The organism is Paenibacillus piri (genome assembly GCF_004354045.1).
Lineage (GTDB): Bacteria > Bacillota > Bacilli > Paenibacillales > NBRC-103111 > Paenibacillus_S > Paenibacillus_S piri.
In genome coordinates this window covers 55,286-78,051 of record NZ_SMRT01000008.1, presented here as the reverse complement: position 1 = coordinate 78,051, position 22,766 = coordinate 55,286, and the positions used below count along the sequence as shown (strand labels likewise).

Sequence of the window (22,766 nt, the reverse complement as noted above, 5' to 3'; positions counted from 1 at the left end):
GCAACCCGTTGGAACCTACTTGCGCGTGCAGCGCTACACCGTTTCAGTTCCACCGCTCCCGGGCGAGGTTCGCTGGCTTCTCCGACTGCGTTGCACCACCCCGCAGCTCTCTAGACAGATCCGGCCGACTACTGTTCCCGTTCTTCGCGTTTATGATATTGTTTGTTAGTATAGTATGCTGCACATGCGATGTCAATGCGCAATATTCAAATTTTTGCTCCCGAACTGTCCTTCTCTGAAAAATAGGCCCCGGCCATTCACGAAAATGAACAGCCGGAGCCCATCTGCTGCAGTTAGTCTGATTTTTATCCTTCGCTGCCGATAAATACGTAACGCAGTACAATAAGCACGGTGAGAACCCACATCAGCCAATGAACTTTATGCTGCCCGCGTCCGCTCATCGTTGCGACGGAAGCCAGAATGACATACGTCACGATACCGAACGAAATACCGTTAGCGATGTTGTAAGTAAACGGCATGAACACGATCGTGAAAAACGCCGGAATCGCCACGACAAAATCTTGAAAATCGATTTCTTTAATCGATTGCATCATCAGCACGCCGACAATAATTAATGCGGCCGCCGTCGCGGAGCCGGGAATTAAAGCCGCGATAGGGGCAAGGAACAGCGCCAGCAAAAAGCAAACGCCCGTCGTAACCGCCGTCAAGCCGGTACGTCCGCCTTGGGCAACGCCCGCCGCGCTTTCCACGTACGCGGTAACGGTGCTTGTGCCCACCAGCGCGCCGCCGCTGACCGCGATCGCGTCAACCATCATCGCCTTGCCGACTTTTTTGTTGCCTTCCGCTTTATTTTTCATAATGCCTGCACGGTTGGCCGTACCGACCAGCGTGCCGAACGTATCGAACAATTCGACGAAAGTAAACGTTGCAATGACCGAAATAATACCTACGTTTAACAAGCCGTTGAAATCAAACTGAGCGAACGCCAGCTTGCCCATATCCGGAACCCAGGTTGTCTTCGCATTGGTCAGCGTCCCCAGGTCGACTTGTCCCATAAAATAACCGATAACTGTCGTCAGCAATATGCCGAACAAAATCGCGCCGCGCACTTGAAGCACCATCAAAACCGAAATGATGATCAGACCGAGAATACACAAGATGACTCCCGGATCCTTCATGCTGCCCATATGAAATACCGTTTCGAAAGAAAGAACGTCCGTAAATTTGTGGGCGGGGATATCTTTGCCAGCTTCCACCGCCACCGTCAGCAGGCCGCTGTTTTTCAACCCGATAATCGTAATGAACAGCCCGATCCCTACCGTAATCGCATGCTTCAAGCTGTCCGGAACGGCAACCAGCAGCAGCTGGCGTACCTTCGTTACCGTCAGCACAATAAATATCAAACCGGAAATAAATACAGCAGCGAGCCCCATTTGAAACGTAAAATGGCCCTGCGAAGAAAGAATGACCGTTGCAAAATAAGCATTCAAACCCATGCCCGGCGCCAAAGCGACCGGAAAATTGACGAACAATCCCATTGCGATAGTCATCACACCCGCAGCAATGGCCGTTGCCAGGAATACAGCCGTCCAATCCATGCCTGTCGCGCCGGATCCGAAATTGCTTAAAATGTTCGGATTTACCGCGAGAATATACGCCATCGTCATGAAGGTCGTCAAACCAGCCATGATTTCCGTACGTACGGTCGTCCCGTTTTCCTTCAACCTAAAAAATCGATCCATTCCCAAATCCCCCTTTGGTTTTTGGAACAACGAAAAAACTCAGCATGATCCAATGCTGAGCCCGCATACAAAGCCCGACGGCCATCGCAGCGCCAACAACCGCACAGCTTGCGCTGCGGCCGGTTTTGGAGCGTCGAACGATTGCGTCCTGCGCCTTGAATGTTCGTAGCCAGATCATTTACGGTGATCTCGTAGAGACTCCCAGGCCAATTCCCGGGATTATACGAAACTGTTATTCCCTTCATATCCAACATTTATTCTAAGAGTGATGACGAAACTTGTCAATCGCTTTTCCGAACATTCGACATATTTTTTTCAATCCTGTTCGGAAATTTGGATAACGAAGGATAAACGGCTTCGCCGCCCTTAGGGGGACGAGCGCATTTATCAAGGTTGTGCGAAGCAAAGTATAAAATCTTATACGAAAAAAACCGTCCCTCCTCCATGCGGACAAGAAACGGTTCCGTATACGGTATTCCTCGTTTTATCCTCACACCATTTAGAGGACGATGCAAACGCCCAATCTGTAAAATATCATCTTGCTCTATTCACTGGGTGAATCGTACAGTCCTCGTACTTACACAATTGTCAATAAATACTCGAAAACTTACTCGTGTGCATTTAAAGATAACTCTTACGTGCAGATCGAAAGTACCGGTTCCTGCGATTTCAACTCTGTCGTTGCCTACTCTACGTGAATTTCCCACAATCCTAAGATTACCTGGATTTGCTTTATCGATAGGTGTTAATGTCCATTCAAAAACAATGTCCCTATCACGACCAGAACAAAGGGCTCCCGTGCATATTAAATTAGCATCTGCAAAGTATACGTTGCGAGTTCCTGGCACCCTTTTTATTCCTTCGCCTCTTAGATGTGACTTAAAGCAACAACCAACCGCACCTCGGCGTTTATGACCCTTACAGATAAATGATGGAACCGACAGCATAGCATTTCCGATTCGAGTACTGATCATGCGATTTTGGCGCTTTCTTCCACATCCACACGAACATGACATCCTGATACACCTTCCCATCAAATTGGATTATGGTATATCGTATGTGATAACTTGTTCAAGTGCATGGATAATTATCATGGAATAGAATTACATGCTTTAACAAAGTTTCTACGATAAGTGCAACTGCATGATTCTGCAATGGTTCGTCTTTGGGAGCAGTATGCTCTTGTGTTCATAAAAAAAACTCCCTTCTATTTGCTAAACTACGCAGATAAAAGAGAGTCATTATTTTGCACTCTATCGTTGCAGGTGGACGCGGAATTTCTATATCGTCAGCGCCATAAACCCTTATGCATCAAGGCTTCCAAACGTTGCACGACATTAAATTTATCCAACCTACTCCCACTCAATGGTAGCCGGCGGCTTGGATGTAATGTCATACACGATGCGGTTTACGTTATCGACTTCATTTACGATCCGCACCGAAATTTTTTCCAGCACATCCCAAGGAATGCGTGCCCAGTCGGCGGTCATGCCGTCGATCGAAGTGACCGCGCGGATTCCCACGGTATAAGAATACGTACGCGCGTCGCCCATGACGCCTACGCTTTTCATGTTCGGAAGAGCTGTGAAATACTGCCAAATCTCGCGATCCAAGCCGGCTTTGGCGATTTCGTCGCGCAGGATGGCATCGGATTCGCGGACGATCGTCAGCTTCTCCTCTGTCACTTCGCCTAATACGCGAATAGCGAGACCTGGGCCCGGGAACGGCTGGCGCCATACGATTTCCGCAGGCAGTCCGCATTCTTCCCCAACTTTACGTACCTCGTCCTTGAACAACGCCTTCAACGGCTCGACCAGCTCGAATTTCATATCTTCAGGCAGCCCGCCGACATTGTGATGCGATTTGATCGTGTGCGCTGTAGCCGTACCACTTTCGACAATGTCCGTGTACAGCGTTCCTTGAGCCAGGAAAGAAAAATCGTCGAATTTCGCAGATTCTTCCTCGAACACGCGAATGAATTCCGTTCCGATCAGCTTCCGTTTTTGCTCGGGGTCGTCCACGCCGGCCAGCTTGCCCATGAAACGGTCGCGGGCATCGATTTTGACTACCTTCATATCGAATTTGCCGACAAAGGTATCCATAACGCCTTCCGCTTCCCCCTTGCGCAGGAAGCCGTGGTCGATAAACATGCAGGTCAGTTGATCGCCGATCGCTTTGTGAATCAACATCGCGACAACGGACGAATCCACGCCTCCGCTGAGCGCACATAGCACCTTCTTGTCGCCGACCTGGCTGCGAATGTCGCGGATCGCATCCTCGATGAAGCTTTCCATGCTCCATTTGCCTTCACAGCCGCATACTTTATACAGGAAATTATGAATCATGTCGTTGCCGTATACGGAATGCCGTACCTCCGGATGGAATTGGACGGCAAACATGTTTTTGTCCGGATGGCTCATCGCCGCCACAGGCGCATGCTCCGTGCTGGCATCGATAACAAAGCCTTCCGGAAGCTCGACGACATGGTCGCCATGGCTCATCCATACGGTCTGCTGCTTGTCCAATCCATGCGCAAGCCGGCAATGATCGGCGAAATCGACCTCGGCTTTGCCGTATTCGCGCTTGGACGCCCGTTCCACCTTGCCCTGCAGTTGATAGGCCATCAGCTGCATCCCGTAGCAAATACCGAAAATCGGAATGCCCAGATCATAAACCGCCGGGTCTACGTGGGGGGCGTTTTCCCCGTATACGCTCAACGGTCCTCCCGAGAATACGATCCCCTTCGGCTGCAGCTGCTTTAGTTTTTCAACCGTCGTATTGTAAGGCAGCAGCTCGCTGTACACGCCCAAATCCCGGATCCGGCGCGCAATCAGCTGATTGTACTGTCCGCCAAAATCCAATACGACAATAAGTTCGTTCGGCTTATCCATAATTTCCTCCTAATCGTTTCTACGGAAGCAGCGCCGGACTCCCCGCCGGAAAGCCACACGCCGCTCCAATTTGACTCGGGCAAAACGGTTGTCATAAGCACAGGCTGAATTTCACATCATATACGCCCTCGTGTACATCCGAATTTTCTCCGCACTACGCCCTGCTAAATCAATAGACAATATTATAAGCTTCCGCATCGGAAAGGGCAATGCCTGTCTGAAAAAAGCCACCCGCCCGCGCGAATTGCCTCCCGCCGCTTCCAACGCGATGGTCCTCGGAACTTTCCGTATAGTTTAAACATGAATCAGCTATTGTATAATGCTGCCGCCCCGAACCGTGTCCGTCATTGCCATGAACCGGGCCGCTGCATCGCTACAACCGTGCGAAGCGAACGAGGGACGGGGTCGCCGTCCTCAAGGACGGGTGCGTTTGTCAAGGCTGTGTGCGCAAAAGCTACACACTCATACGTTCTTTCTCTAAGTTAAACGGCATTCCCGTCCTTAGGGGCTCTTGTGCGTTTGTCAAAACTATGCGAAACAGAAAAAAGCAGCCGTATGGACTACCTCATCCGACTGCTCCGATATTTTACATGGCTGCAGATTAACGTTATAAATGGTCTGCAGGATTAACGGCTTGGTTGCGATTGCCGCCTGCCCCCGACGCCCGCTTCAGCTCGCGCCAAGCGGCATAAAGCTGGCTGTGCGTGACCCTCCCGGGGCCTCGATGATAGCGGATCGCTTCCAGCAGCCGTACAAGATGAAGCAGCGCGCTTCGCTGTTCATCGGTTGAAAAAGGGCGAGTCAGCAAATACTCGCGCATCGTCTGGGCCGGACCGGAGCGCCCCCACCGTTTTTGCAGCTTGCCCCAAATCCGTTCGGACAGCCGGATCGTTTGCCACGACCTTAAACTTTCGGTTGCGTGGATGACGATACGGGACGAAACGGCACCCGCACCTACTCCGCGACCGGGTACGGAAGCAGGCGGATCATCGGATGCGCCAATGCTCCTTTTTCGCTTTATCCACATGTGGACAAGCAGGAGCAGTATCGCCGCCATCATAATCCACAAGGATAACGCCAGCTTCCTGCCTGCCCACAGGTCGAAGCTGTGGAACAGCCGCCCGATCGCCGAGACGTATGTGGACAAAGCCTCCGCGAATTCGGCCAGCATGGGGATAACCCGCTCCATGGAGAGGACGAAGGACGGCTCCGGCCGATGGTCCGGAGAGGGCTGCGTGACGGTGTCTGCCTGCTGCCCGTCAGCGCCATGCGGCAAAGCGGCGGCATCTATTGCTGCCTGGCTCGACAATGCGTTTACCCCGGCGTAGCCGGGGGTAGGGTCGAACGGAACCCACCCGCTGGACGGAAAATAAACCTCAACCCACGAATGCGCATCCTTATTGCGCACCTCCACGGTATATTCGACAGCGGCTGGGTCGTCGACAGCGCCGTTTGCCGGCTTCGCAGCCGTAATCTCGCCCGGGCCGAAGCCTTTGGCCCAGCGCGATGGAATGCCAATCGAACGAAGCATAACAGCCATGGCGGTGGAAAAATGATCACAATAACCCGCCTTCTGCACGAACAGAAACTGATCGACGAAGTCCTGGCCGTCCGACGGCGGTTTGCTCTGTTCCATGCTGTATATGTAGCTTGTCCGCAAATACCGTTCAATCGCCTTCACCTTGTCGTACGGAGAAGCCAGACCCTCGGTCAATTTGTCGGCCAGCTCGCCGACCCTCGCCGGCAGCTTGTCGGGCAGCTGCAAATAAGCGTCTTCGATGTCGTGAGGAAATGCATAAGCCGCCGTTGAGCCGTCCGTCGGCGCCGACTGGTTCCAGGCCAGCACCTGCACCTTGTAAGAATCAAGCGGATCGGTCAATACCGGAAGAATGACGCGGTCGGTCAGCTTGCCGCGCCACAGCCACTCGGTCGAAATCGCCTCCCCCTTCAGGGAGACCATAGCCTCGACCTTCATGATGTCGCCGCCTAAAAACAGCTGGCCGCCGAGTCCGCTTTGCTTGAGCATTATTTGCTGCCGGACCATAGTCTTGGCTGCGCCGGAGCTGAATTCCGTCTGCGCAGCGGAAGCATCGGAAGCTGTCATCGCGGCGTCGTTAATATTTTGTACCGACGGGGAATACGATTGCGACCAGCCGTGCCCGGTGTACACATTTTTGGTTTCGCCCCGCCAGTAGGTTAGTTGAGTGGTATATGCTGTAAAAGCGAGCTGATCGTCCGGCTCCAGCGGAAATCCGAGCTGCGAATCGTCAGTGCCATAGCCGGTTTTGGCTTTGACGGACGCCAGCCGTCCCCCTCCCGGCATGCTGAACGCATTCCATGCCGAAGACGGGACGAGCCGTTCCGCGGCGGCAATAAAACCGGACCAGTCCACCTGCTTGCTTGGCTGCGAATGCTGCGCCGCACCGATCGATGCGCCCAGCAGGCAAAGCGCAGCTACTGCGAGCCCGCCGGCCAGCGAAGCTGCTGCGCGCGATCGGCGATGGCCGGGGGCTTGCGAGGCGGCTTGCATGCCTGCTGCCGTGACGTGGCGGCGACTGCCATGAGCTGCCGTTTGCACAGCTATTGCGCCACCGTAGCAATGGCCTGCGGTGTAAGATACGGCTTGCGCGCCTGCTGCGCCACCGTAGCGATGGCCTGCTGCGTAAGATGCGGCTTGCGAACCCGCTGCTCCGGTGCGATGTTGGCCGACGGGGAGCGACGCAGCTTGCGCGCCTGCTGCGCCAAGGCGGCGTCGACTGCCGGTCAATGCCGCCGTCCGGCGTTCCGCCGCATCGGCTGACGAGCCCGCGGCAAATCGGCTTGCCCGAAACAGCAGTCCGCGGGCAACAGCCGGCATGAAGGCATGCTCTGACGGTTCCTGCCGCCAGCGCAGCCACCGTTCGGTCTGCAGCGAAGACAGGAGTAACAGGCCGGCTCCCGCCGACCGCAGCAGCGCGTCGGACATGTCCAAGTCGAAGATCAGCTGCAGCAGTGTCAAGTAGCACAGCGTCATCAGCACAAACCAGCCGATCTGCTGACGCTCCGCGGCAAACGTTTGCGCCACCCAAATAAAAAACGACCAGCCCGCAAGGAACAACATGGTCCGGGTTACCGGCTCCAGCCCGGCGAAGTTCCATTGCACTATATCCAGCGCATCGCCAGACACGTCGCGAAGCAGACCGGCCCACCAGCCGGCATCGGGAATCGCTTGTCCGCTGTGGACAATCGCCGCAGCGCCGACGATGACGGCGGCTTTCAACGGCCAGCCGGCCACGCCGGCCACGCGAAGCACATCGAGTGCCAGAAATATGCCGAAGGCGATCAGGAATGGCGTGATCCGGTATATTTCCGTCATATCGGATAACCGTTCCAACGGAACGAGCCATTCGCGAAGCAGCCAAAACATCAGCAGCGCGGGAACTAGACGCGCCGCCCATGATTGGGGCTGCTCCTGCGGTCCGCCGAGATAGGCAGCAGGCGGCTGCGCCGCCGCCTTAGACGACGGCGGCGGGTCGATCGGCATCCGCGGCATCGCCATCACCCCCTTCGGCGGCGGCGCGGACAACCGCACCCACCGCCATAAAGTTGCAGCCGGCGGCCTCGGTCTGCCGCCGCCATTGCTGCACGGCGCCAGACTCCGCTGCGCCGTTGACGTACACGAGCTGCACGGCGCGCGAACGCAGCCGGCACAGCAGACGCAGCAGCTGCTCATCCGGCTCCGCCGTGATAATGGCGACTGCGGTCCCGGGGCGCTGATGCTGCGTCTCGCGCTGCACCAGCGCCGCCAAGGGACGGGCGCCGTCGCACGGCAGCAGCGCGAGCAGCCGAAGCAGCCCGGGGAGGCGCGAAGCCGTCTGCGCCTCTCCCATGCTGCCTTGCCGGTCGCATGCGGCAAGACGCACGGCAACGCCAAGCTCGAGCGCGCGCTTGGCCAGCCCCGCCGCGGCCTCGACCGCCGCTTCGAACGCAGCCGCGTTCGAACGGCCCCTGGCCGCGTCCAGGCAAATGAGCAGCCGGTCGGCGCCGGGCTGCTCCGTCTCCTTCGCGCGCAGCGCACCCGCGCGCGCGGTTGCGCGCCAATGGATCCGGTTAAGCGGATCCCCCGGCGCGAAGGGCCGCGTCCCGTATATAAACGGGGACGCGGCCTGCCGCTGCAGGTGCGGCTGCCGGCGTTGATGCGGCAGCTCGCCGCCCGCGCCGTCCAGCGCCGGCTGCAGCGGCAGCGGCTTTGGCAGCACCAGCAGCTCGTGCTGTCCCGTCTCGGCCGGACGCCGGATGCACAGCAGCCCGAAAGCATCGCTCAGGCTGACCGTCATCGTCTCCAGCCGGTACAGCCCGCGCGGCAAACCGGGCAAAGCCAATGACAGCTTAGCCGCGCCGGATACGGTCGGGCGACCCGTTTCACGCAGCACGACCGGCTGGCCGTTTCCGGCATGTCTCCATACCTCTTCGACCGTCAGCCACGTCGAAGGAACCGGAAGCCAGAACGGGCGAAGCCGGAGACTCAGCTCCATGTCTGTCGGCTCCCCGCTCCAGCAGCGCGAATGCGCCATATGCCGCTTCGCCTGGAGCCGTCGAGGCATGCTCCGATATACCGTACCCAAATAAACGAGCAGTAAGCCAGCGCCGTACATGCACAGCCACGCCGAACGTCCGCCCCCGTTAATCCCCCATAACCCGCCGGCCGCGCCGCACAAAAGCAGCACCATCATATAAACCGCATTAGGCAGCATGATGCACCACCTACTGCGCCGGCGCATAGCGCCTTGCCGGAATCGGGGCGGCTGCGGCGATACCGCCCATTACCTCTTCCCGGCTCCGGTAAGCCAGCTCCGCATCCGGCGCAAGCAGCAGCCGGTGAGCCAGCACCGGAACCGCCAGCTGCTTGACGTCGTCGGGGATGACGTAGCCGCGGCCGGATAAGTAAGCACGCGCCTGAGCCGCCCGCATCAAAGCGATCGAAGCGCGCGGACTGACGCCGAGCGTCACATCGGCATGCTCCCGCGTAGCCGCAGACAGCTGCACGATATAGCCTTTGATCGTGTCGTCGACATGGACGCGCTGCGCATCCTTCTGCAGCGCCATAAATTCCTCCGGCAGCAGCAATGGCCTGAGCTGGGCAAGCGGATGCCGTTCCACGACCCGGTTGAGCAGCTCCATCTCATCCTTGGGCGCAGGATAGCCGAGCCTGAGCTTCATGAAAAACCGGTCCAGCTGCGCTTCAGGCAGCGGAAAGGTACCCTCGAATTCGAACGGATTTTGCGTCGCCATCAGGAAAAATGGCTCCGGCAGCGCATGCGTCTCCCCATCCACCGTGACCCGCTTTTCCTCCATCGCCTCAAGCAGTGCGGCCTGCGTCCGGGGTGAGGTCCGATTCAACTCGTCGGCCAAAATCAGGTTTGCCATAAGCGGCCCGGGGCGAAATTCGAATTTGGCCGTCTGCTGGTTGTATATACTGCTGCCTGTCAAATCGGACGGCAGCAAATCGGGCGTACATTGAATCCGTTTAAAGCTGCAATCGATCGTTCTCGCCAGCGTTCGGACAAGCATCGTCTTGCCGACGCCGGGAACGTCCTCCAACAGCACATGCCCTCCGCATAAAAGCGCGACTAACAATTGCTCAATAACCTCTCGCTTGCCGATAATCACTTTTTCCATTTGCGCGACGATTCGTTCCAACAGTTCCTGCGGCTTGTCGAAGTAAGATGAATGCACCTGCATTGAAATACCTCCTCATAGTACTACTCTATGATTCTAGTATTTCCATGGCGCAGCCGCTTTAGACCCCGCTGCTAGAATTCCGGCAGATCATGCGCTGCGAACGAAGGTCATGCCCAAACTGCCGATGTGTTCCGATTCAGGAGTGAGACCCACCGCTTACGGCGCTAAAATCCGTACGGGAGCATATATCCGCCGGTAAGAGCCGCCTTGACCTGAAGCCGGCCCTGATCTTTCTCGTAAGACTCAACCCGGTTGCCCAATAGCTCTATCGTGGTCCGAAGCGGCACATACAGCGTCCCATCCAGCAGCTCCATCTGCGGCAAATGATAAACGGTCCGCTTCATCCCCTGAATTACACGCAGTTCGTAGCGCATAAGATCATAATCGAGTACGCGGAAGCCGTACTGAACGGATGCCGTGCGCCGATCCGCATGCCACTCCGTCCGCCCGCCCATCGCTTCCATCAGCTTGCGCACCGGCACCTGATAATGGCCGTCCTTCAGCCGGTACTCGTTCGGCTCCAGCAGCAGCTTGCCGCCGTCCAGCGTAACCTCAAGCGGCTCGGAAGGCACCGGCGGCTTTGTCGAAGCAAGGCTGGCGGCAAGACTGTCGCGCATCCATACCGCATTCAGCGCCACGCCGGGATTATTCTCCATCTGTGCGCCGCCAATCTGCCGTTCGTGAGCCTGCTGCCGCATAATGTCCTGCTCCCAAGCCAGTCTGTGCTGATCGGCCTCAAGCGTCAAGCCGGCATGCAGCGCAGGCGAAACAGACCGGCTCCATTTCATTTTGCCTGCCGAGAAATGCACCGGCTGCACCTGCGGGCCGAGCGGGGCGAACGCATAGCCCTCGTCTTTGAAATAACGGATAATTTCCGGCAGCGCTTTGACCGTCTGCACATGCCCCGTCCCGTCATGCATCAGTACGATGACCTCGTGCGCAAGAGGGCTGTTTTTCACTTTTCGGACAATTTCCGCCGCCGGCACGCCCACTCTTGCGGAATCCCCGCTGTCGATGTTCCAGTCATATACTTCGTAACCCGCCTGATCCAAATAGTAAAAATAAAACGCGTCAAAGTTGCCGAACGTCCCTCCGGGCGCGCGAATTAACGCGGTTTTTACTCCCGCGGTTTCCTCTAATGCTAGTTCCGTCTGCTGGATTTGATTCCAAAACGTCTGCACACTGCTGTAAAGCTCCGTATATTTATGATTGTACGTATGATTGCCGATCGCATGCCCGTCCTTGACGACCTGCTTCACCTGCTCGGGATAAGCTTTCACCTGCTCGCCCAGCATGAAAAAAGTCGCCGGCACTCCTTCTTCCCGCAAAATGTTCAGCACACCGTCCGTCAGCTTGCTCGGCCCGTCGTCAAACGTTAAGTAAACCGTCGGCTGATCCGGTTTCGCATAGTCTTTATCGGCCCAAATCCGCTTCCCGGCTTGCAGCTGCCCGTAAATTTCTTGCCGCTGCGCAGCTTCGTTGTCCGCAGAGGCTGCGAATGCGCTGGAGTTAGAAATCGGTTGCAAAAGGATTAACGCGACTAGCACAAAACTGACGATAAGACCGATCCGTCGAAACCGATGAACATGAAGCAGGCTAGGCATGATGGATCCCTCCGCATTAATCTATGAAATTTTTCAACAACTACTAGACTATATGGGAGACTTGCCGATCGTATGCATGAATTATTTTTTACAATTCGACCCGTTGTCCGTTACATCGAAAGCAAGGATTTCTTTGGACAGCTTTTTAAGCAGCCCTGTTTTGACGTGCCGTTCTTCCTGCATCCGCGCCGATTCATTTCCGCAAAAAACCGGCTGCGCCGTACTCAAGGATGAGCGTAGTTGCCAAGGTTGCGAGGAACAAAGTTAAGTGCTTTTACTTTCTGCTCAACACAAAAAACCCGGCGCTTGTATACACCGGGATAGTTGAACCAATATCTCGCTTCGCTTATGCCTGTTGCAAGAGACTGCGCAAATTTTCAATCGATCGGGCCGACGCCGTCTGCTGGTCTTCATTGCCTTCGTACTCGACTGCCAGCCAGCCCTCATAGCCGGCTCCCTTCAGCTGCGACAAAATAAACGGAAGGTCGACATCGCCTTCTCCCGGCGCTTTGCCGGCATAAACCGCCCCGCTCAGCGACGTGTACGTTCTGCCCTGCTCCGCTCCAGCCGCAATATGTTTGAAATCTTTCAAATGCACATGACTCACCAAGGGCAGAAGCTGCCCGATGGCCGTGCTCGGATTTTCGTCCACAAGCAGGAAGTTGCCGGTATCGAACGTGCTGCGCAGCGCCGGGGACCCGACCTCGCGGATAATATCCGCGACCTGGCTTGCTTTGCCTGCGAAATGTCCGTGATTTTCCAGACAAAGCGCAATCCCTTTCTTCTCCGCGTAAGCCGCCGCTTCCTTCAACCCGGCGATGATCCATACTTTGGCCTCGTCAAAGGTAAGTCCCTCCGAACGGTCGCCGGAAAAAATACGCACCGCCTTGGCGCCCAGCCGATCGGCCATATCCACGCTGGTCAGGATGTCCTGCACCTGCGCACGGCGTTTCAGTTCATCCCGCTCGGCCAAATTGTTGCAGGCGCCGAAGCAGGCCAGCTTCAGGCCGTTCCTTTGCAGCGCAGCCTCCACCTGGGGGAGATCGGTATCGGTATTCCAAAACATGCTTAACAGCTCCACGCCGTCAGCCTTCGTCGTCCCGACGAAATCGATAAAGTCGGCATTGGACCAGGCTCGATCGTACATGTTTTGATGGCAGCTCCATACGCTTAACGCAATGTTCATCAGACAGCCACTCCCGTTACGATTATTTATAAGCTTGAATAAAAGCGACCGCTTTGCGGATATCCGTTTCGGGCTGGTCGCCCACTTCCCGTTCAATCGTCAAATAGCCGGTATAACCGATTTCCTGCAGTGCCGCGAAATAGTCGGCGAACGGTACCTTGCCTTCGCCCAAAGGCACTTCCCGGAAAGCTTCGCCCGCGGAAGCCATTTCGGCGATTTTTTCATGTTCCATCTTGTGATGGCCGAGAAAACCGTAAATGTCCTTCGGATCGACCTCGCGCAGCCGTACCCCGTCCTTCACATGGGTGTGAACGATATAATCCTTCAATATACGCACGCCCTGTACCGGGTCGTCGCCCGTCACCATCACCATGTTGGCCGGGTCGAAGTTGACGGATACGCCGTTCGCGGTCAGCGAGTCCAAAAAGCTTTTCAAATGCGCCGCCCGCTCCGGACCCGTTTCGATCGCAAAATAAGCATCCATGCTCCGCGCATAGTTGCTCAGCTCCTCGCAGGCGGTTTGCATCGCGTCGTAAACCTCATGTCCCTTATCGTCCGGCACAATGCCGATATGCGTCGTTACGATGTTCGTGCCCAGCTCCATCGCCAAATCGAGAATCCGCTTCGATTTCTCGATCTTCTCGGCGTTCGCCTTGCGGTCCTGGAAGCCATGCCCGCCCAAATCGCCGCATAGCGCGGAAATTTCCAGACCGAGCGAATCGATATAGCTTTTCAGCTCCTTGCGAGCCTGAGCCGACAAATGGGCCGGGTCCATTTCCCCTTTGACCGCATAGATTTGCACGCCCTGGGCGCCGACATCCCTGGCCTTCAACAGCCCGGCCCGTACGCCGATACCGAAGCTGTCCACAATAACGCCGATTTTATTCGTAAGCTTCATCGTCCCCATCCTTTCAACGCTCAAGCGAAATGAATTTCCTTGCCTTCAGCCGCCGACTCATAAATGCCGCATAAAATTTTCAGCATTTCCACTCCATCCTCTACCGGACTCAGCACTTCGGCCTTGCCCTGACAGCATTGGACGAAATGAGCGATTTCCGCATCGAAGCCCGCCTGAAAATTGAAGGTCGGCTGGTCGATCTGCGGGGTCACATTCAAAATGGTTTGATGCTTTTCCGTAATGATATGCAGCTCCGGCTCGATCTCCGCACCGCCGTTTTCGCCGTATATTTTGACCGAAAGCTCGTCTTTTTTGGCGTGCAGCGTAAAGCTGACGTCGACGAACAGCGAAGCCCCGTTTTCAAACCGGATCAGCGCATTCGCCAAATCCTCGACGTCGTTAAGCTCGGCATTATAGTCGGCCGCTTTATAAAAGCTCAAATTTTCGATATGCGCGCGGTTGCTCAGCTTCCGGTATGTATTGCCGCTAACCGATTTCACCTTCGGCTTGCCCATCATATACCAGCACAGGTCGATAACGTGAACGCCGAGATCGATCAGCGGACCTCCCCCCGAACGCTCGCTGTCGGCGAACCAGCCGCCCGGATTGCCGAGACGGCGCAGGCAGGATGCCTTCGCATAATAAATTTCGCCCAGCTCGCCGGCGTCGATAAATTTGCGCAGCGTTTGCACATTTTGCCCGAACCGTCTTACGTAGCCGATCTGCAGCAGCTTGCCGGTCCGCCGCACTGCTTCCCGTACCCGCTCCGCTTCGGCTACCGTTTTGCACAGCGGCTTTTCGCATAACACATGCTTGCCGGCCTCCAGCGCGGCAATGCTGATGTCGGCATGCGTATTGTTCCAGGTGCAGACGCTTACAGCTTCGATCTCGGGGTCGGCCAGCAGCTCACGGTAATCGGTGTACGTTTTGGCAGCGCCGTACTGCTCCGCCTTGTTCCCGGCTCTCTCGGCGTTCAGATCGCAGACGGCAACCAGCTCTACGTCCGGATTGGCGGCATAGGCCGTTAAATGAACGTTCGATATCGATCCCGCGCCGATGACTCCGACTTTCACCTTAGACATGAATATCGTCCCTTTCCGATGGTTTTGCAAACCGCGCTTTCGAGGTACAATGGACTTGCATGCAAAGACATGCTTCATATGTGCAAGCCGCATCTTAACGTCAAGCGCGTTAAAAGAACATCATAAATCCACCATACCACGCCCCGGAGGGATAGGTGAATGTACAAGGTAACAAGTTTCATGGACTCGATGATCAGTCCGGTGCCGATCCGGATCGTCGATCTCAAGGTTGATAAAAGCAAGCTGAACCTCAAATCGTTAACCCTCACCAATATCGGGCATTTGCCGGGCCGAACGCTGCAAAGAACCGGAGCCACTTTCCAAAAATGGGCGCTCGTGTACATTACCGGAGGCAAAGGAAGCTATCGGGTCAATCACGGCTTGAAGCATAATGTCGGACCGGGGAGCCTGTTCTGGTTTTATCCGGGGGCCGTGTTCGATTACGGTCCGGACGATCACGGATATTGGGACGAGTACTATTTTAATATCGAAGGCGAGAGGCTGAACGAATGGCTGGAACATTGGCCGCTTCGCCCGGGAGCTGTCAGTCAGGCAGGTACGGATGACGCGCTGCAAAACAAAATCGACCGTATTTTCATGCTGATGGAAAGCGGAGCCCCGGCCAATGTGGACCGCGCATCGCTATTGCTCGAATCGCTGCTCTACGAATTTATATGGAGTGCTGACCGCATCCCGGAAAACGGGAAGTCCCAGCATATGATTCAGATTCTTGAGGATATTTCCAACTCGCTGCTCCAGCCGGTCGATGCCGCGAAAATCGCCAGGCGTCATCATATTTCCGTTTCGACGCTGCGGCGGAACGTCTGCGAATATACCGGCTACCCGTTCAACGAATACATCCACAGGCTGAAGACGGCGGAGGCGAAAAACATCTTGCTGAACACCGACCTGACGGTCAAGGAAATTGCCGACACGCTCGGCTACAAAGACGTCTTCTACTTCTCGCGCTTGTTTAAAAAATATGTAGGGCTGGCTCCCAACGTTTTCCGAAAGCAGCAAATTTGACACTCCCCTTGTCCTAAGCCGATTCCTCCCACGCCTAAAGGTATGGGCTTTCTCGGCAGGGTTCTGTAATTTCAGGCTGCAGCGGCTTCAATCCGCTCCAGTTTGTGCGTAAACAGCTGTCCTGTCTGCCCGGTGCGCCGCTCCGGCTCGCGCTTCCATGCCGCAAGGCGGCGGTCGGACAGAAGAAGACGACGCCTCAAGGATATTCAACTGAAACAAACAAGCTCCCCTTCAGCTTCAGCTTGAGGGGAGCTTGTCCGATATTTCACCTGCTATTATTTTACTTCACTGACGTTTGGCTGCGTTCCGATTGCCTGAAGTGCGATTACCGGATTTTTTAGAACCCAGCTCCTGCAATGCCTCCAACACTTGAGTGACATGATTTTTCACTCGCACATTACGCCATTCCTTCACAAGCTTGCCGTGTTCATCGATCAGGAAGGTCGAACGCACGACGCCCATATACTCCCTGCCGTACAGCTTTTTCAATTGCCATACGCCGAACAGCTCGCAAACGCGATGCTCCAGATCGGAAAGCAGCAAAAACGGCAGCTCGTATTTTTCCGTAAACTTGCTGTGCATCTTCGGATCGTCGGGGCTTACTCCAAGCACCTCGGCGTTCAGTTCCTTGAACCGGCTGTTGTAATCGCGGAAATCGCATGCTTCCTGCGTACAGCTCGGCGTCATATCCGTCGGATAAAAATACAGGACGATCCGTTTTCCTCGATACTGCCGCAAGGATACATCCTGTCCGTTACCGGCCTGCAGCGTAAAATCCGGAACGGCTTGCTTCAATTCTGTTTGCGGCATAGCTGGCGAATCAGCTCCTTCATGGAAAATGTTGCTATAGAGCTAATGGTACAACCGGTTACTCCGGCTTGTCCACTATCGTCTTGAAGCTTTGCAGAGATGCCCGCAGCTTGGCCTCCGCGGCTTCGTTCGGCTTCAGCGGTTTATCCGATTTGACGGCCATCGCCGCTTTCACAAGCATCTGCTCGGGCATAGCCCCTTCCTTTTGATTATTTGCCGTAACGGCAAAAATCATGTTGTAATCGGGAATAACGAAGATGCGCTGCCCGCCGGATCCCGAAGCATAGAACACTTCGTGGTCGAGCACTTCATTCGCTTCGCCCGCAATCGGCTTCAGCCACCAGAAATAGCCGTAGCCTCCGCGCGTTCCGTCGACGATCGGCGTCTCCACCCGTTGCTTCAAGGATGCTTCCACCCAACTGCGCGGCACGACTTTTTTGCCGTCCCATTGCCCTTCATGCAGGTACAGCAGTCCAAGCTTGGCCATATCTCTCGTTGTCAGCTGCAGCGACCAGGAGCCGATGGTGACGCCCTGCGGATCGACGCCCCATGCTGAGCTGTTGATGCCGAGCGGATCGAACAGCTTGATCTTGGCATAGTAGCTGAGCGGGATGCCGATAGCGTCCTGTAAAATCCCGGCCATCACATGCGAGCTGCCATTGCTGTACGTAAACGAGGTGCCCGGCTTCGCAGTAACCGGCTTATTCAGCACATACTGCAGCCAGTTCGGGGCATCGGTCATTTCATTGGACGAGCGGTCGCCCTTATTGTCCCACTCCAAACCGGAGGTCATCGTCAATAAATGTTCTATCGTAATATTCGCTTTTTTCTCATCGCTCGCCGTCTCGGGAAAAAACGCGGCGAGCTTCTGATCGACGCCGGTCAGGATTCCCTCCTCAATCGCCATGCCGGTCAGCGCCGACGTAAAGCTTTTGGTGACGGAAAACAGCTGCTGGAGCTTGTCTGCCTCCGTGTCGCGATTATAGCCTTCCGCCAGCAAGTAGCCGTCCCGGATCAACACAAAGCTGTGAAGGTTGCGGCTTTTGAACTGATCGACCATCTCGGCCAGCGCCGCGGAATCGATCCCATGCTCCTCGGGCTTTGCAGATTTCCAGCCGGAAGTCGGCCAATACTCGGGCGGCTTTACTTCCGCGATCGATTGCAAAACCTGCTCGCTGGAATATTTGGCGCTGCTTGCCGCTTCCTTCTTCGTTTGTGCGCAGGCCGACGTCGTCAGCGTCATCATGCAGCACAGCATGAGCGCTACCGTCCTCCATGGCAAACGGGCGTTCGGCTTCAGCTGGGCCGCGCCCGTACAGGTTGTGCCGGTGTACTCTGTCTCCTTATCCATCTCTATCTGCTCCTTCCTTTCTTAAGAGACGAGAAAGATTCCCGGAGCGATCGTGCTCCGCTTTCCGATCCCGAAAGAAAAGCAATCTCCGACATCAGGGCTTATAGGTAGGATTATAGAGCACTTCCTTTAAAAAAAGGTGACGAAATGATGATATTTACATAAAAGTTTGCTGAAAATAACCTTAAAATTCCCTGAAAATGGTTGACTTTTCCAGATGATTAGCTGCTTGCGCGACGATTTGCCACCCTGCTTTGCGCCTTATATTGCCGCCATGACTTACGATCCCGCTCCGCGGTAACGCTTAATGCCGTAATTCCATACCGCCAGAGCGAAGACAAGAAATACCAGTCCGACAAGCGGCGTCAGCAGTGCGAATCTGCCCCAATGCTCGCGGTCAAGGAAAAATGCCGCCGGGTAAAAGCCGACGAAGCCGAACGGCAGCAGCCAGGTGAGCAAGAAACCGAGCAGCTTGTTATAAATCGTCATCGGATAGCGGCCGTAGTTTTGCAGATTCCACAGCAGCGGCAGGATGCCGGTCGGCGAATCGGAGAAAAACGACAGCGCGGTAAAAAAGATATATACGCCCCCGTATATCATGATCGATCCGGCCACCAGCAGCACGAATACGAACGGATCGTACCAGGATAAGCCGAGCCCCAGATGCGTCCACGAATACGCCATGATGGCCAGGCCGGTCAAGGCGCTGAACATCGAGGACGGGGCCATATTTTCCAGCACCAGCTGTACCAGATTATAGGCCGGCCTTGTCAATATGCGGTCCAGCTCGCCCTTCACAATATACCGCTCCGTAAAGCCCCATAAGTTAAAAAAGGTAATAAAAATGCCGTAGGGTACCATAAAATAACCGTAGACAAACAAAATTTGATGCTCGTTCCATTCGCCGATCTGCTGGGTATGCTGGAACACGACCAGAATAAAAAACAGATTCAAGCCGTTAAACAGCAGGTCGGACAGCACCTCGATCCAAAAGTCGGAACGGTACGTCAGACGGGTTTTCATGTAATTTTTCAAGTAGTCAAGCAGTAAGCCTGCATAAAACACCGTTCATCAACCTCCCTGCACGAACAGCCGCGTCCTGGCGCCGCGCCACAGCAAGTAGAGCGGAATAATAAGCAGGACAAACCACAGCAGCTGCACGCCGAACACCTGGTATACGGCGTTACCGCTCACTTTTCCGGTAAATACGGCGCCCGGCAAATACGTAATCGCTTGAAAGGGCAGCAGCTTCAGGATGCCCTCCGCCCAGCCCGGGAAAAAGGACATCGGCACGATGAGCCCTGAGAACAGATCGACCATCACCCGCTTCATGCGCATCATGCCTTCATTATTTTCCAGAAAAAAAGCGAACAAGCCGGTAATAATATTGATCTGTGAATTGATCAAAAAACTGAAAAACAGCATCAAGAGAAAAATGCCCCATACTTCCGGATCGGTAGGCAGCTTGACCGGAATTAACAGCGAAATCACGACCATGCCGGGGATGGAAAACAGAAAGAAACGAAACAAACCTTCGCCGAGTCCCTGCATCATCTTGACAATGATATAATTGTAGGGACGAATGAACTGGATCGCTACGCTGCCGTCCTTGATTTCATTCGCGATTTCACGATCCAGATTATTGAAATAAAAGGCCCTCGCCATCCATGAAACGGCGACATAGGTCGTGATCTGCGCCACTGTCATACCGCCGAGCGTTTCGTTAGTGCCATAGATCGCCTTCCATAAGAAATAGTACGCCCCGATATTGAGCGCGTAAATAATGATGCCGCTGTAATAATTGACCCGGTACGCGAGCATCATCAGAAAGCGGATCCGGATCATGTCCATATATGCGCTATACATGTACGGCCTCTTTCTTCCCGGACGCTTGATCGAGGCTTCGGCGGTCCTTCGAGTCGGCCGAGCCCGACTTGTAAATTTCGCGGACAATATCGTCCGTATTTGTTTCCAAGATCTTGATATCTTCGATGTTCAGTACGCCGACGACACGGCCAAGCACCTCGGAGACGTTCGCCCGCTGCTGCGGAATCCATACGCGGGCAGTCAGCTCGTTATCGATCGACCAGGCCACCTCCATGCCCTGTGTCAATCCCTGCAGCCGTTCCAGCGTAACCGGCCCGGAAAATTGCAGCACGACTTCCTTGCCCTTGCCCCACTTCGCTTTCAGCTCTTCCAGACCGCCGTCATAAATGATGCGGCCATCATCGAGCATGATGACCCGCGAACAGAGCGCCTCAATATCTTGAAGATCATGCGTGGTCAGCAAAATAGTCGTCTCATAGCGCTGATTCATCGATTTCAAAAACTCGCGTATTTCCGTCTTCACCACGATGTCGAGTCCGATTGTCGGCTCGTCAAGAAACAAGATTTGCGGATTATGCAACAGCGATGCGGCCAACTCGCAGCGCATCCGCTGCCCGAGGCTCAGCTTGCGCACCGGCCGGTTCAACAGCTCGGCCAGCTGCAGCCGCTGCACGAGCTCGTCAAGACGGGCCTTAAAGTCGGCCTCGGAGACGCGGTATACTTTTTTCAGCAGCTGGAACGATTCAATGACGCCGATGTCCCACCACAGCTGGCTTCTTTGGCCGAAGACGACGCCGATGCCCTGCACGAACTTTTCCCGTTCTTTGTAGGGGACGAAGCCGTTAACCCGGATATCGCCCGAGGTCGGAACGAGAATGCCGGTCAACATTTTGATCGTGGTCGACTTGCCTGCTCCGTTTTCGCCGATATAGCCGCATATTTCGCCTTTCGGAATATGGAAGCTGATATCTTTGACGGCAGTAACCTGGTTGTATTCCCGGTTAAACAAATCCCGCAAAGCGCCCTTCAGGCCTTCGCGGCTTTTCTGCACCTTGAACTCCTTGCGCAGGTCGTTCACTTCTATCGCTTGCATAGCTTCCTCCTGTTGTCGCTTCATCATGGACGCATTTTGCGCGGTAAAACTCGGCATCCGCAGCATTATGAATCGATTGTTCCGCGGCTGCTGCGCGCACTGCGCTCATTTTGTCCGAATTTGATGAAACTTGATATAATTTCAACAAACAAACTATAATAAGATGAGCGGTAAGCTCCGCATCACCCGAGCCCAGCCTTCCGCTTCTCATGCGATTTTATACGATTTTTCAGTACCCCGGAGCCAATAGCTTCCGCAAAAGTTTCCATAAACCGTTACGCATGATCCCGCGGCATTTTCAAACCCTATAAGCATTATGATACACGAACCCGTCACAAAGGAAAAGAAAACGGACATTGGATGAAAGGGGCGGATCAGATGGTCAGAAAAGTAAAATGGTCGCTGCTGTCGGTAGCTCTGCTGCTTTTAGGGGTGCTCGGATATTATACATACGCATTCGTACATTTTAGCAACAATATTCAAAAAAAGCCGGAAGGCAGCAAATTTTTCAATACCGTATCGACCAAATCGACATCCAAAACGGGTGAAACGTATATGCCTCCCAAATGGGAAGGCAAGCAACGCGTAAACGTGCTGCTGCTCGGCGGAGACTCGCGCGGTATGAAAAAGAACGAAGTTCCTCGTTCCGATACATTGATGATCGCTTCAATCGACCCGACGACTAAAAAGGCATTTTTGTTTTCGATTTTGCGTGACACCTATGTGAAAATTCCAGGCTTCGGCGAAGAACGGATCAATGCGGCGCTTGCGCTGGGCGGTCCCAATCTGGCGATGAAAACCGTGAGCGACCTTCTCGGCATACCTGTGCAATATTACGTCTATACGGACTTCAAAGGGTTTATCGAGTTGGTTGACGCGATAGACGGAATCGATATTTTTGTGGAAAAGGATATGAAATATTCGGATGCCGAAGACGGCCATGAATACGACATCAATTTGAAAAAAGGACAGCAGCATCTCGACGGTAAAATGGCGCTGCAATATGTGCGGTTCCGCCATGATGCGCTGAGCGATTTTTCCCGTACCGAGCGGCAGCGCAATTTTATGCAAGCCGTCGCGCAAAAAATGCAAAGCACCTCGTCCATCATCAAGCTGCCGAAAATTTTAAGCAGCGTCGATCCTTATATTGAAACGAATTTGACGACGACCGATATGCTAAAGCTCGGATCGTTAGGCTATGAAGCCAAAATGGAAGGCTTGGTCAGCCAACAGATCCCGCCTTCCGAGCTGCTTATCGAAAAGCGGGTCGGCGGCGCGGAGGTGTTGTCCGTCAACCGCGACAAGCTTCATGCCTACGTTCAAGCGCTGCTGGAAGGCCGCGATCCGACGGCCGAAAAAACGCCGGCGGTCAAAGACAGCACGAAAAGCTCCGGGACAAACGGAAAGAGCGTCACCCCCGCTGCCGGCATCAAGAGCAGCCCTTTACCCGCTGCCGGACTGAAATCCGGCAGCGGCGCGGGAACGACGCCCGCAGCGGGAAGCAAGCCGGATTCGGGCGCGAAAAGCGACGGTACGGCACAGCCGCCTGCCTCGAGCGGCAAGCCGGACGGCGC

The 22,766-nt window shown here is 54.9% G+C and carries 15 protein-coding genes, 1 pseudogene, 1 riboswitch and 1 other annotated feature (1 of these 18 cut by a window edge); of the genes and pseudogenes, 2 read left to right on the top strand and 14 right to left on the bottom strand.

Annotated features, from left to right (window positions below):
* Positions 1-154 (bottom strand) — a binding site (T-box leader); it reaches 121 nt to the left of the window's first position.
* Positions 155-305: 151 nt separating this feature from the next.
* From E1757_RS17430 to E1757_RS17390, 9 genes are all read right to left on the bottom strand, one after another.
* Entirely contained in the window at positions 306-1,703 is a 1,398-nt protein-coding gene (locus E1757_RS17430) for an NCS2 family permease (RefSeq protein WP_133230366.1), read from the bottom strand.
* Positions 1,704-1,849: 146 nt separating this feature from the next.
* Positions 1,850-1,950, bottom strand: a riboswitch (purine riboswitch).
* A gap of 1,105 nt (positions 1,951-3,055) precedes the next feature.
* Positions 3,056-4,594: a glutamine-hydrolyzing GMP synthase gene (gene guaA / locus E1757_RS17425; RefSeq protein ID WP_133230364.1), complete on the bottom strand. Its 1,539-nt coding sequence runs from the start codon at positions 4,592-4,594 to the stop codon at positions 3,056-3,058.
* Between the two features lie 607 nt (positions 4,595-5,201).
* Positions 5,202-8,126 carry a transglutaminase-like domain-containing protein gene (locus tag E1757_RS17420; RefSeq protein WP_246079248.1) on the bottom strand — a complete coding sequence of 975 codons (2,925 nt, stop codon included), beginning with the start codon at positions 8,124-8,126 and terminating at the stop codon, positions 5,202-5,204.
* The gene (locus E1757_RS17415) at positions 8,089-9,108 is read right to left on the bottom strand and encodes a DUF58 domain-containing protein (protein ID WP_133230362.1); all 1,020 of its coding nucleotides are present in this window, start codon (positions 9,106-9,108) and stop codon (positions 8,089-8,091) included. The genes E1757_RS17420 and E1757_RS17415 overlap by 38 nt, the downstream gene beginning before the upstream one ends.
* 229 nt (positions 9,109-9,337) lie before the next feature.
* Positions 9,338-10,315: an AAA family ATPase gene (locus tag E1757_RS17410; protein ID WP_133230360.1), complete on the bottom strand. Its 978-nt coding sequence runs from the start codon at positions 10,313-10,315 to the stop codon at positions 9,338-9,340.
* A gap of 164 nt (positions 10,316-10,479) precedes the next feature.
* A complete protein-coding gene (locus E1757_RS17405; RefSeq protein WP_133230358.1) occupies positions 10,480-11,919 on the bottom strand; it encodes a polysaccharide deacetylase family protein in 1,440 nt (479 codons plus the stop codon).
* Between the two features lie 346 nt (positions 11,920-12,265).
* Positions 12,266-13,105 (bottom strand): sugar phosphate isomerase/epimerase family protein, encoded by an 840-nt coding sequence (locus E1757_RS17400; RefSeq protein WP_133230356.1) that lies wholly within the window; start codon positions 13,103-13,105, stop codon positions 12,266-12,268.
* A 22-nt stretch (positions 13,106-13,127) separates the two neighbouring features.
* On the bottom strand, positions 13,128-14,003 hold the full coding sequence (locus E1757_RS17395) for a sugar phosphate isomerase/epimerase family protein (RefSeq protein ID WP_133230354.1): 876 nt from the start codon (positions 14,001-14,003) through the stop codon (positions 13,128-13,130).
* 20 nt (positions 14,004-14,023) lie between these two features.
* The gene (locus tag E1757_RS17390; protein ID WP_133230352.1) at positions 14,024-15,085 is read right to left on the bottom strand and encodes a Gfo/Idh/MocA family protein; all 1,062 of its coding nucleotides are present in this window, start codon (positions 15,083-15,085) and stop codon (positions 14,024-14,026) included.
* Positions 15,086-15,244: 159 nt separating this feature from the next.
* Here E1757_RS17390 and E1757_RS17385 point away from each other — a divergent pair, with 159 nt between their 5' ends.
* The gene (locus E1757_RS17385) at positions 15,245-16,111 is read left to right on the top strand and encodes a helix-turn-helix domain-containing protein (RefSeq protein WP_246079247.1); all 867 of its coding nucleotides are present in this window, start codon (positions 15,245-15,247) and stop codon (positions 16,109-16,111) included.
* Positions 16,112-16,396: 285 nt separating this feature from the next.
* Here E1757_RS17385 and bcp read toward each other — a convergent pair whose 3' ends face one another.
* From bcp to E1757_RS17360, 5 genes are all read right to left on the bottom strand, one after another.
* Positions 16,397-16,921 carry a thioredoxin-dependent thiol peroxidase gene (gene bcp / locus E1757_RS17380; RefSeq protein WP_133230350.1) on the bottom strand — a complete coding sequence of 175 codons (525 nt, stop codon included), beginning with the start codon at positions 16,919-16,921 and terminating at the stop codon, positions 16,397-16,399.
* Between the two features lie 58 nt (positions 16,922-16,979).
* Entirely contained in the window at positions 16,980-18,272 is a 1,293-nt protein-coding gene (locus E1757_RS17375) for a serine hydrolase domain-containing protein (protein WP_133230348.1), read from the bottom strand.
* 279 nt (positions 18,273-18,551) lie between these two features.
* A complete protein-coding gene (locus E1757_RS17370) occupies positions 18,552-19,337 on the bottom strand; it encodes an ABC transporter permease (RefSeq protein ID WP_246079245.1) in 786 nt (261 codons plus the stop codon).
* 6 nt (positions 19,338-19,343) lie between these two features.
* Positions 19,344-20,138 (bottom strand): ABC transporter permease, encoded by a 795-nt coding sequence (locus E1757_RS17365; protein WP_133230346.1) that lies wholly within the window; start codon positions 20,136-20,138, stop codon positions 19,344-19,346.
* Complete coding sequence (locus E1757_RS17360) at positions 20,131-21,192, bottom strand: ABC transporter ATP-binding protein (protein ID WP_133230344.1); 1,062 nt, start codon at positions 21,190-21,192, stop codon at positions 20,131-20,133. The genes E1757_RS17365 and E1757_RS17360 overlap by 8 nt, the downstream gene beginning before the upstream one ends.
* Positions 21,193-21,570: 378 nt before the next feature.
* Between E1757_RS17360 and E1757_RS36220 the strand changes: the two are divergent.
* A pseudogene (locus E1757_RS36220) lies at positions 21,571-22,593 on the top strand (LCP family protein); the annotation flags it as partial.
* Between the last annotated feature and the right edge of the window lie 173 nt (positions 22,594-22,766).

What these genes read in the sequence shown, in the direction of transcription:
- E1757_RS17430 (WP_133230366.1), bottom strand. Translation starts at nt 1,703, where the DNA reads ATGGATCGATTTTTTAGGTTGAAGGAAAACGGGACGACCGTACGTACG.
- guaA (WP_133230364.1), bottom strand. Translation starts at nt 4,594, where the DNA reads ATGGATAAGCCGAACGAACTTATTGTCGTATTGGATTTTGGCGGACAG.
- E1757_RS17420 (WP_246079248.1), bottom strand. Translation starts at nt 8,126, where the DNA reads ATGCCGCGGATGCCGATCGACCCGCCGCCGTCGTCTAAGGCGGCGGCG.
- E1757_RS17415 (WP_133230362.1), bottom strand. Translation starts at nt 9,108, where the DNA reads ATGGAGCTGAGTCTCCGGCTTCGCCCGTTCTGGCTTCCGGTTCCTTCG.
- E1757_RS17410 (WP_133230360.1), bottom strand. Translation starts at nt 10,315, where the DNA reads ATGCAGGTGCATTCATCTTACTTCGACAAGCCGCAGGAACTGTTGGAA.
- E1757_RS17405 (WP_133230358.1), bottom strand. Translation starts at nt 11,919, where the DNA reads ATGCCTAGCCTGCTTCATGTTCATCGGTTTCGACGGATCGGTCTTATC.
- E1757_RS17400 (WP_133230356.1), bottom strand. Translation starts at nt 13,105, where the DNA reads ATGAACATTGCGTTAAGCGTATGGAGCTGCCATCAAAACATGTACGAT.
- E1757_RS17395 (WP_133230354.1), bottom strand. Translation starts at nt 14,003, where the DNA reads ATGAAGCTTACGAATAAAATCGGCGTTATTGTGGACAGCTTCGGTATC.
- E1757_RS17390 (WP_133230352.1), bottom strand. Translation starts at nt 15,085, where the DNA reads ATGTCTAAGGTGAAAGTCGGAGTCATCGGCGCGGGATCGATATCGAAC.
- E1757_RS17385 (WP_246079247.1), top strand. Translation starts at nt 15,245, where the DNA reads ATGTACAAGGTAACAAGTTTCATGGACTCGATGATCAGTCCGGTGCCG.
- bcp (WP_133230350.1), bottom strand. Translation starts at nt 16,921, where the DNA reads ATGCCGCAAACAGAATTGAAGCAAGCCGTTCCGGATTTTACGCTGCAG.
- E1757_RS17375 (WP_133230348.1), bottom strand. Translation starts at nt 18,272, where the DNA reads ATGGATAAGGAGACAGAGTACACCGGCACAACCTGTACGGGCGCGGCC.
- E1757_RS17365 (WP_133230346.1), bottom strand. Translation starts at nt 20,138, where the DNA reads ATGTATAGCGCATATATGGACATGATCCGGATCCGCTTTCTGATGATG.
- E1757_RS17360 (WP_133230344.1), bottom strand. Translation starts at nt 21,192, where the DNA reads ATGCAAGCGATAGAAGTGAACGACCTGCGCAAGGAGTTCAAGGTGCAG.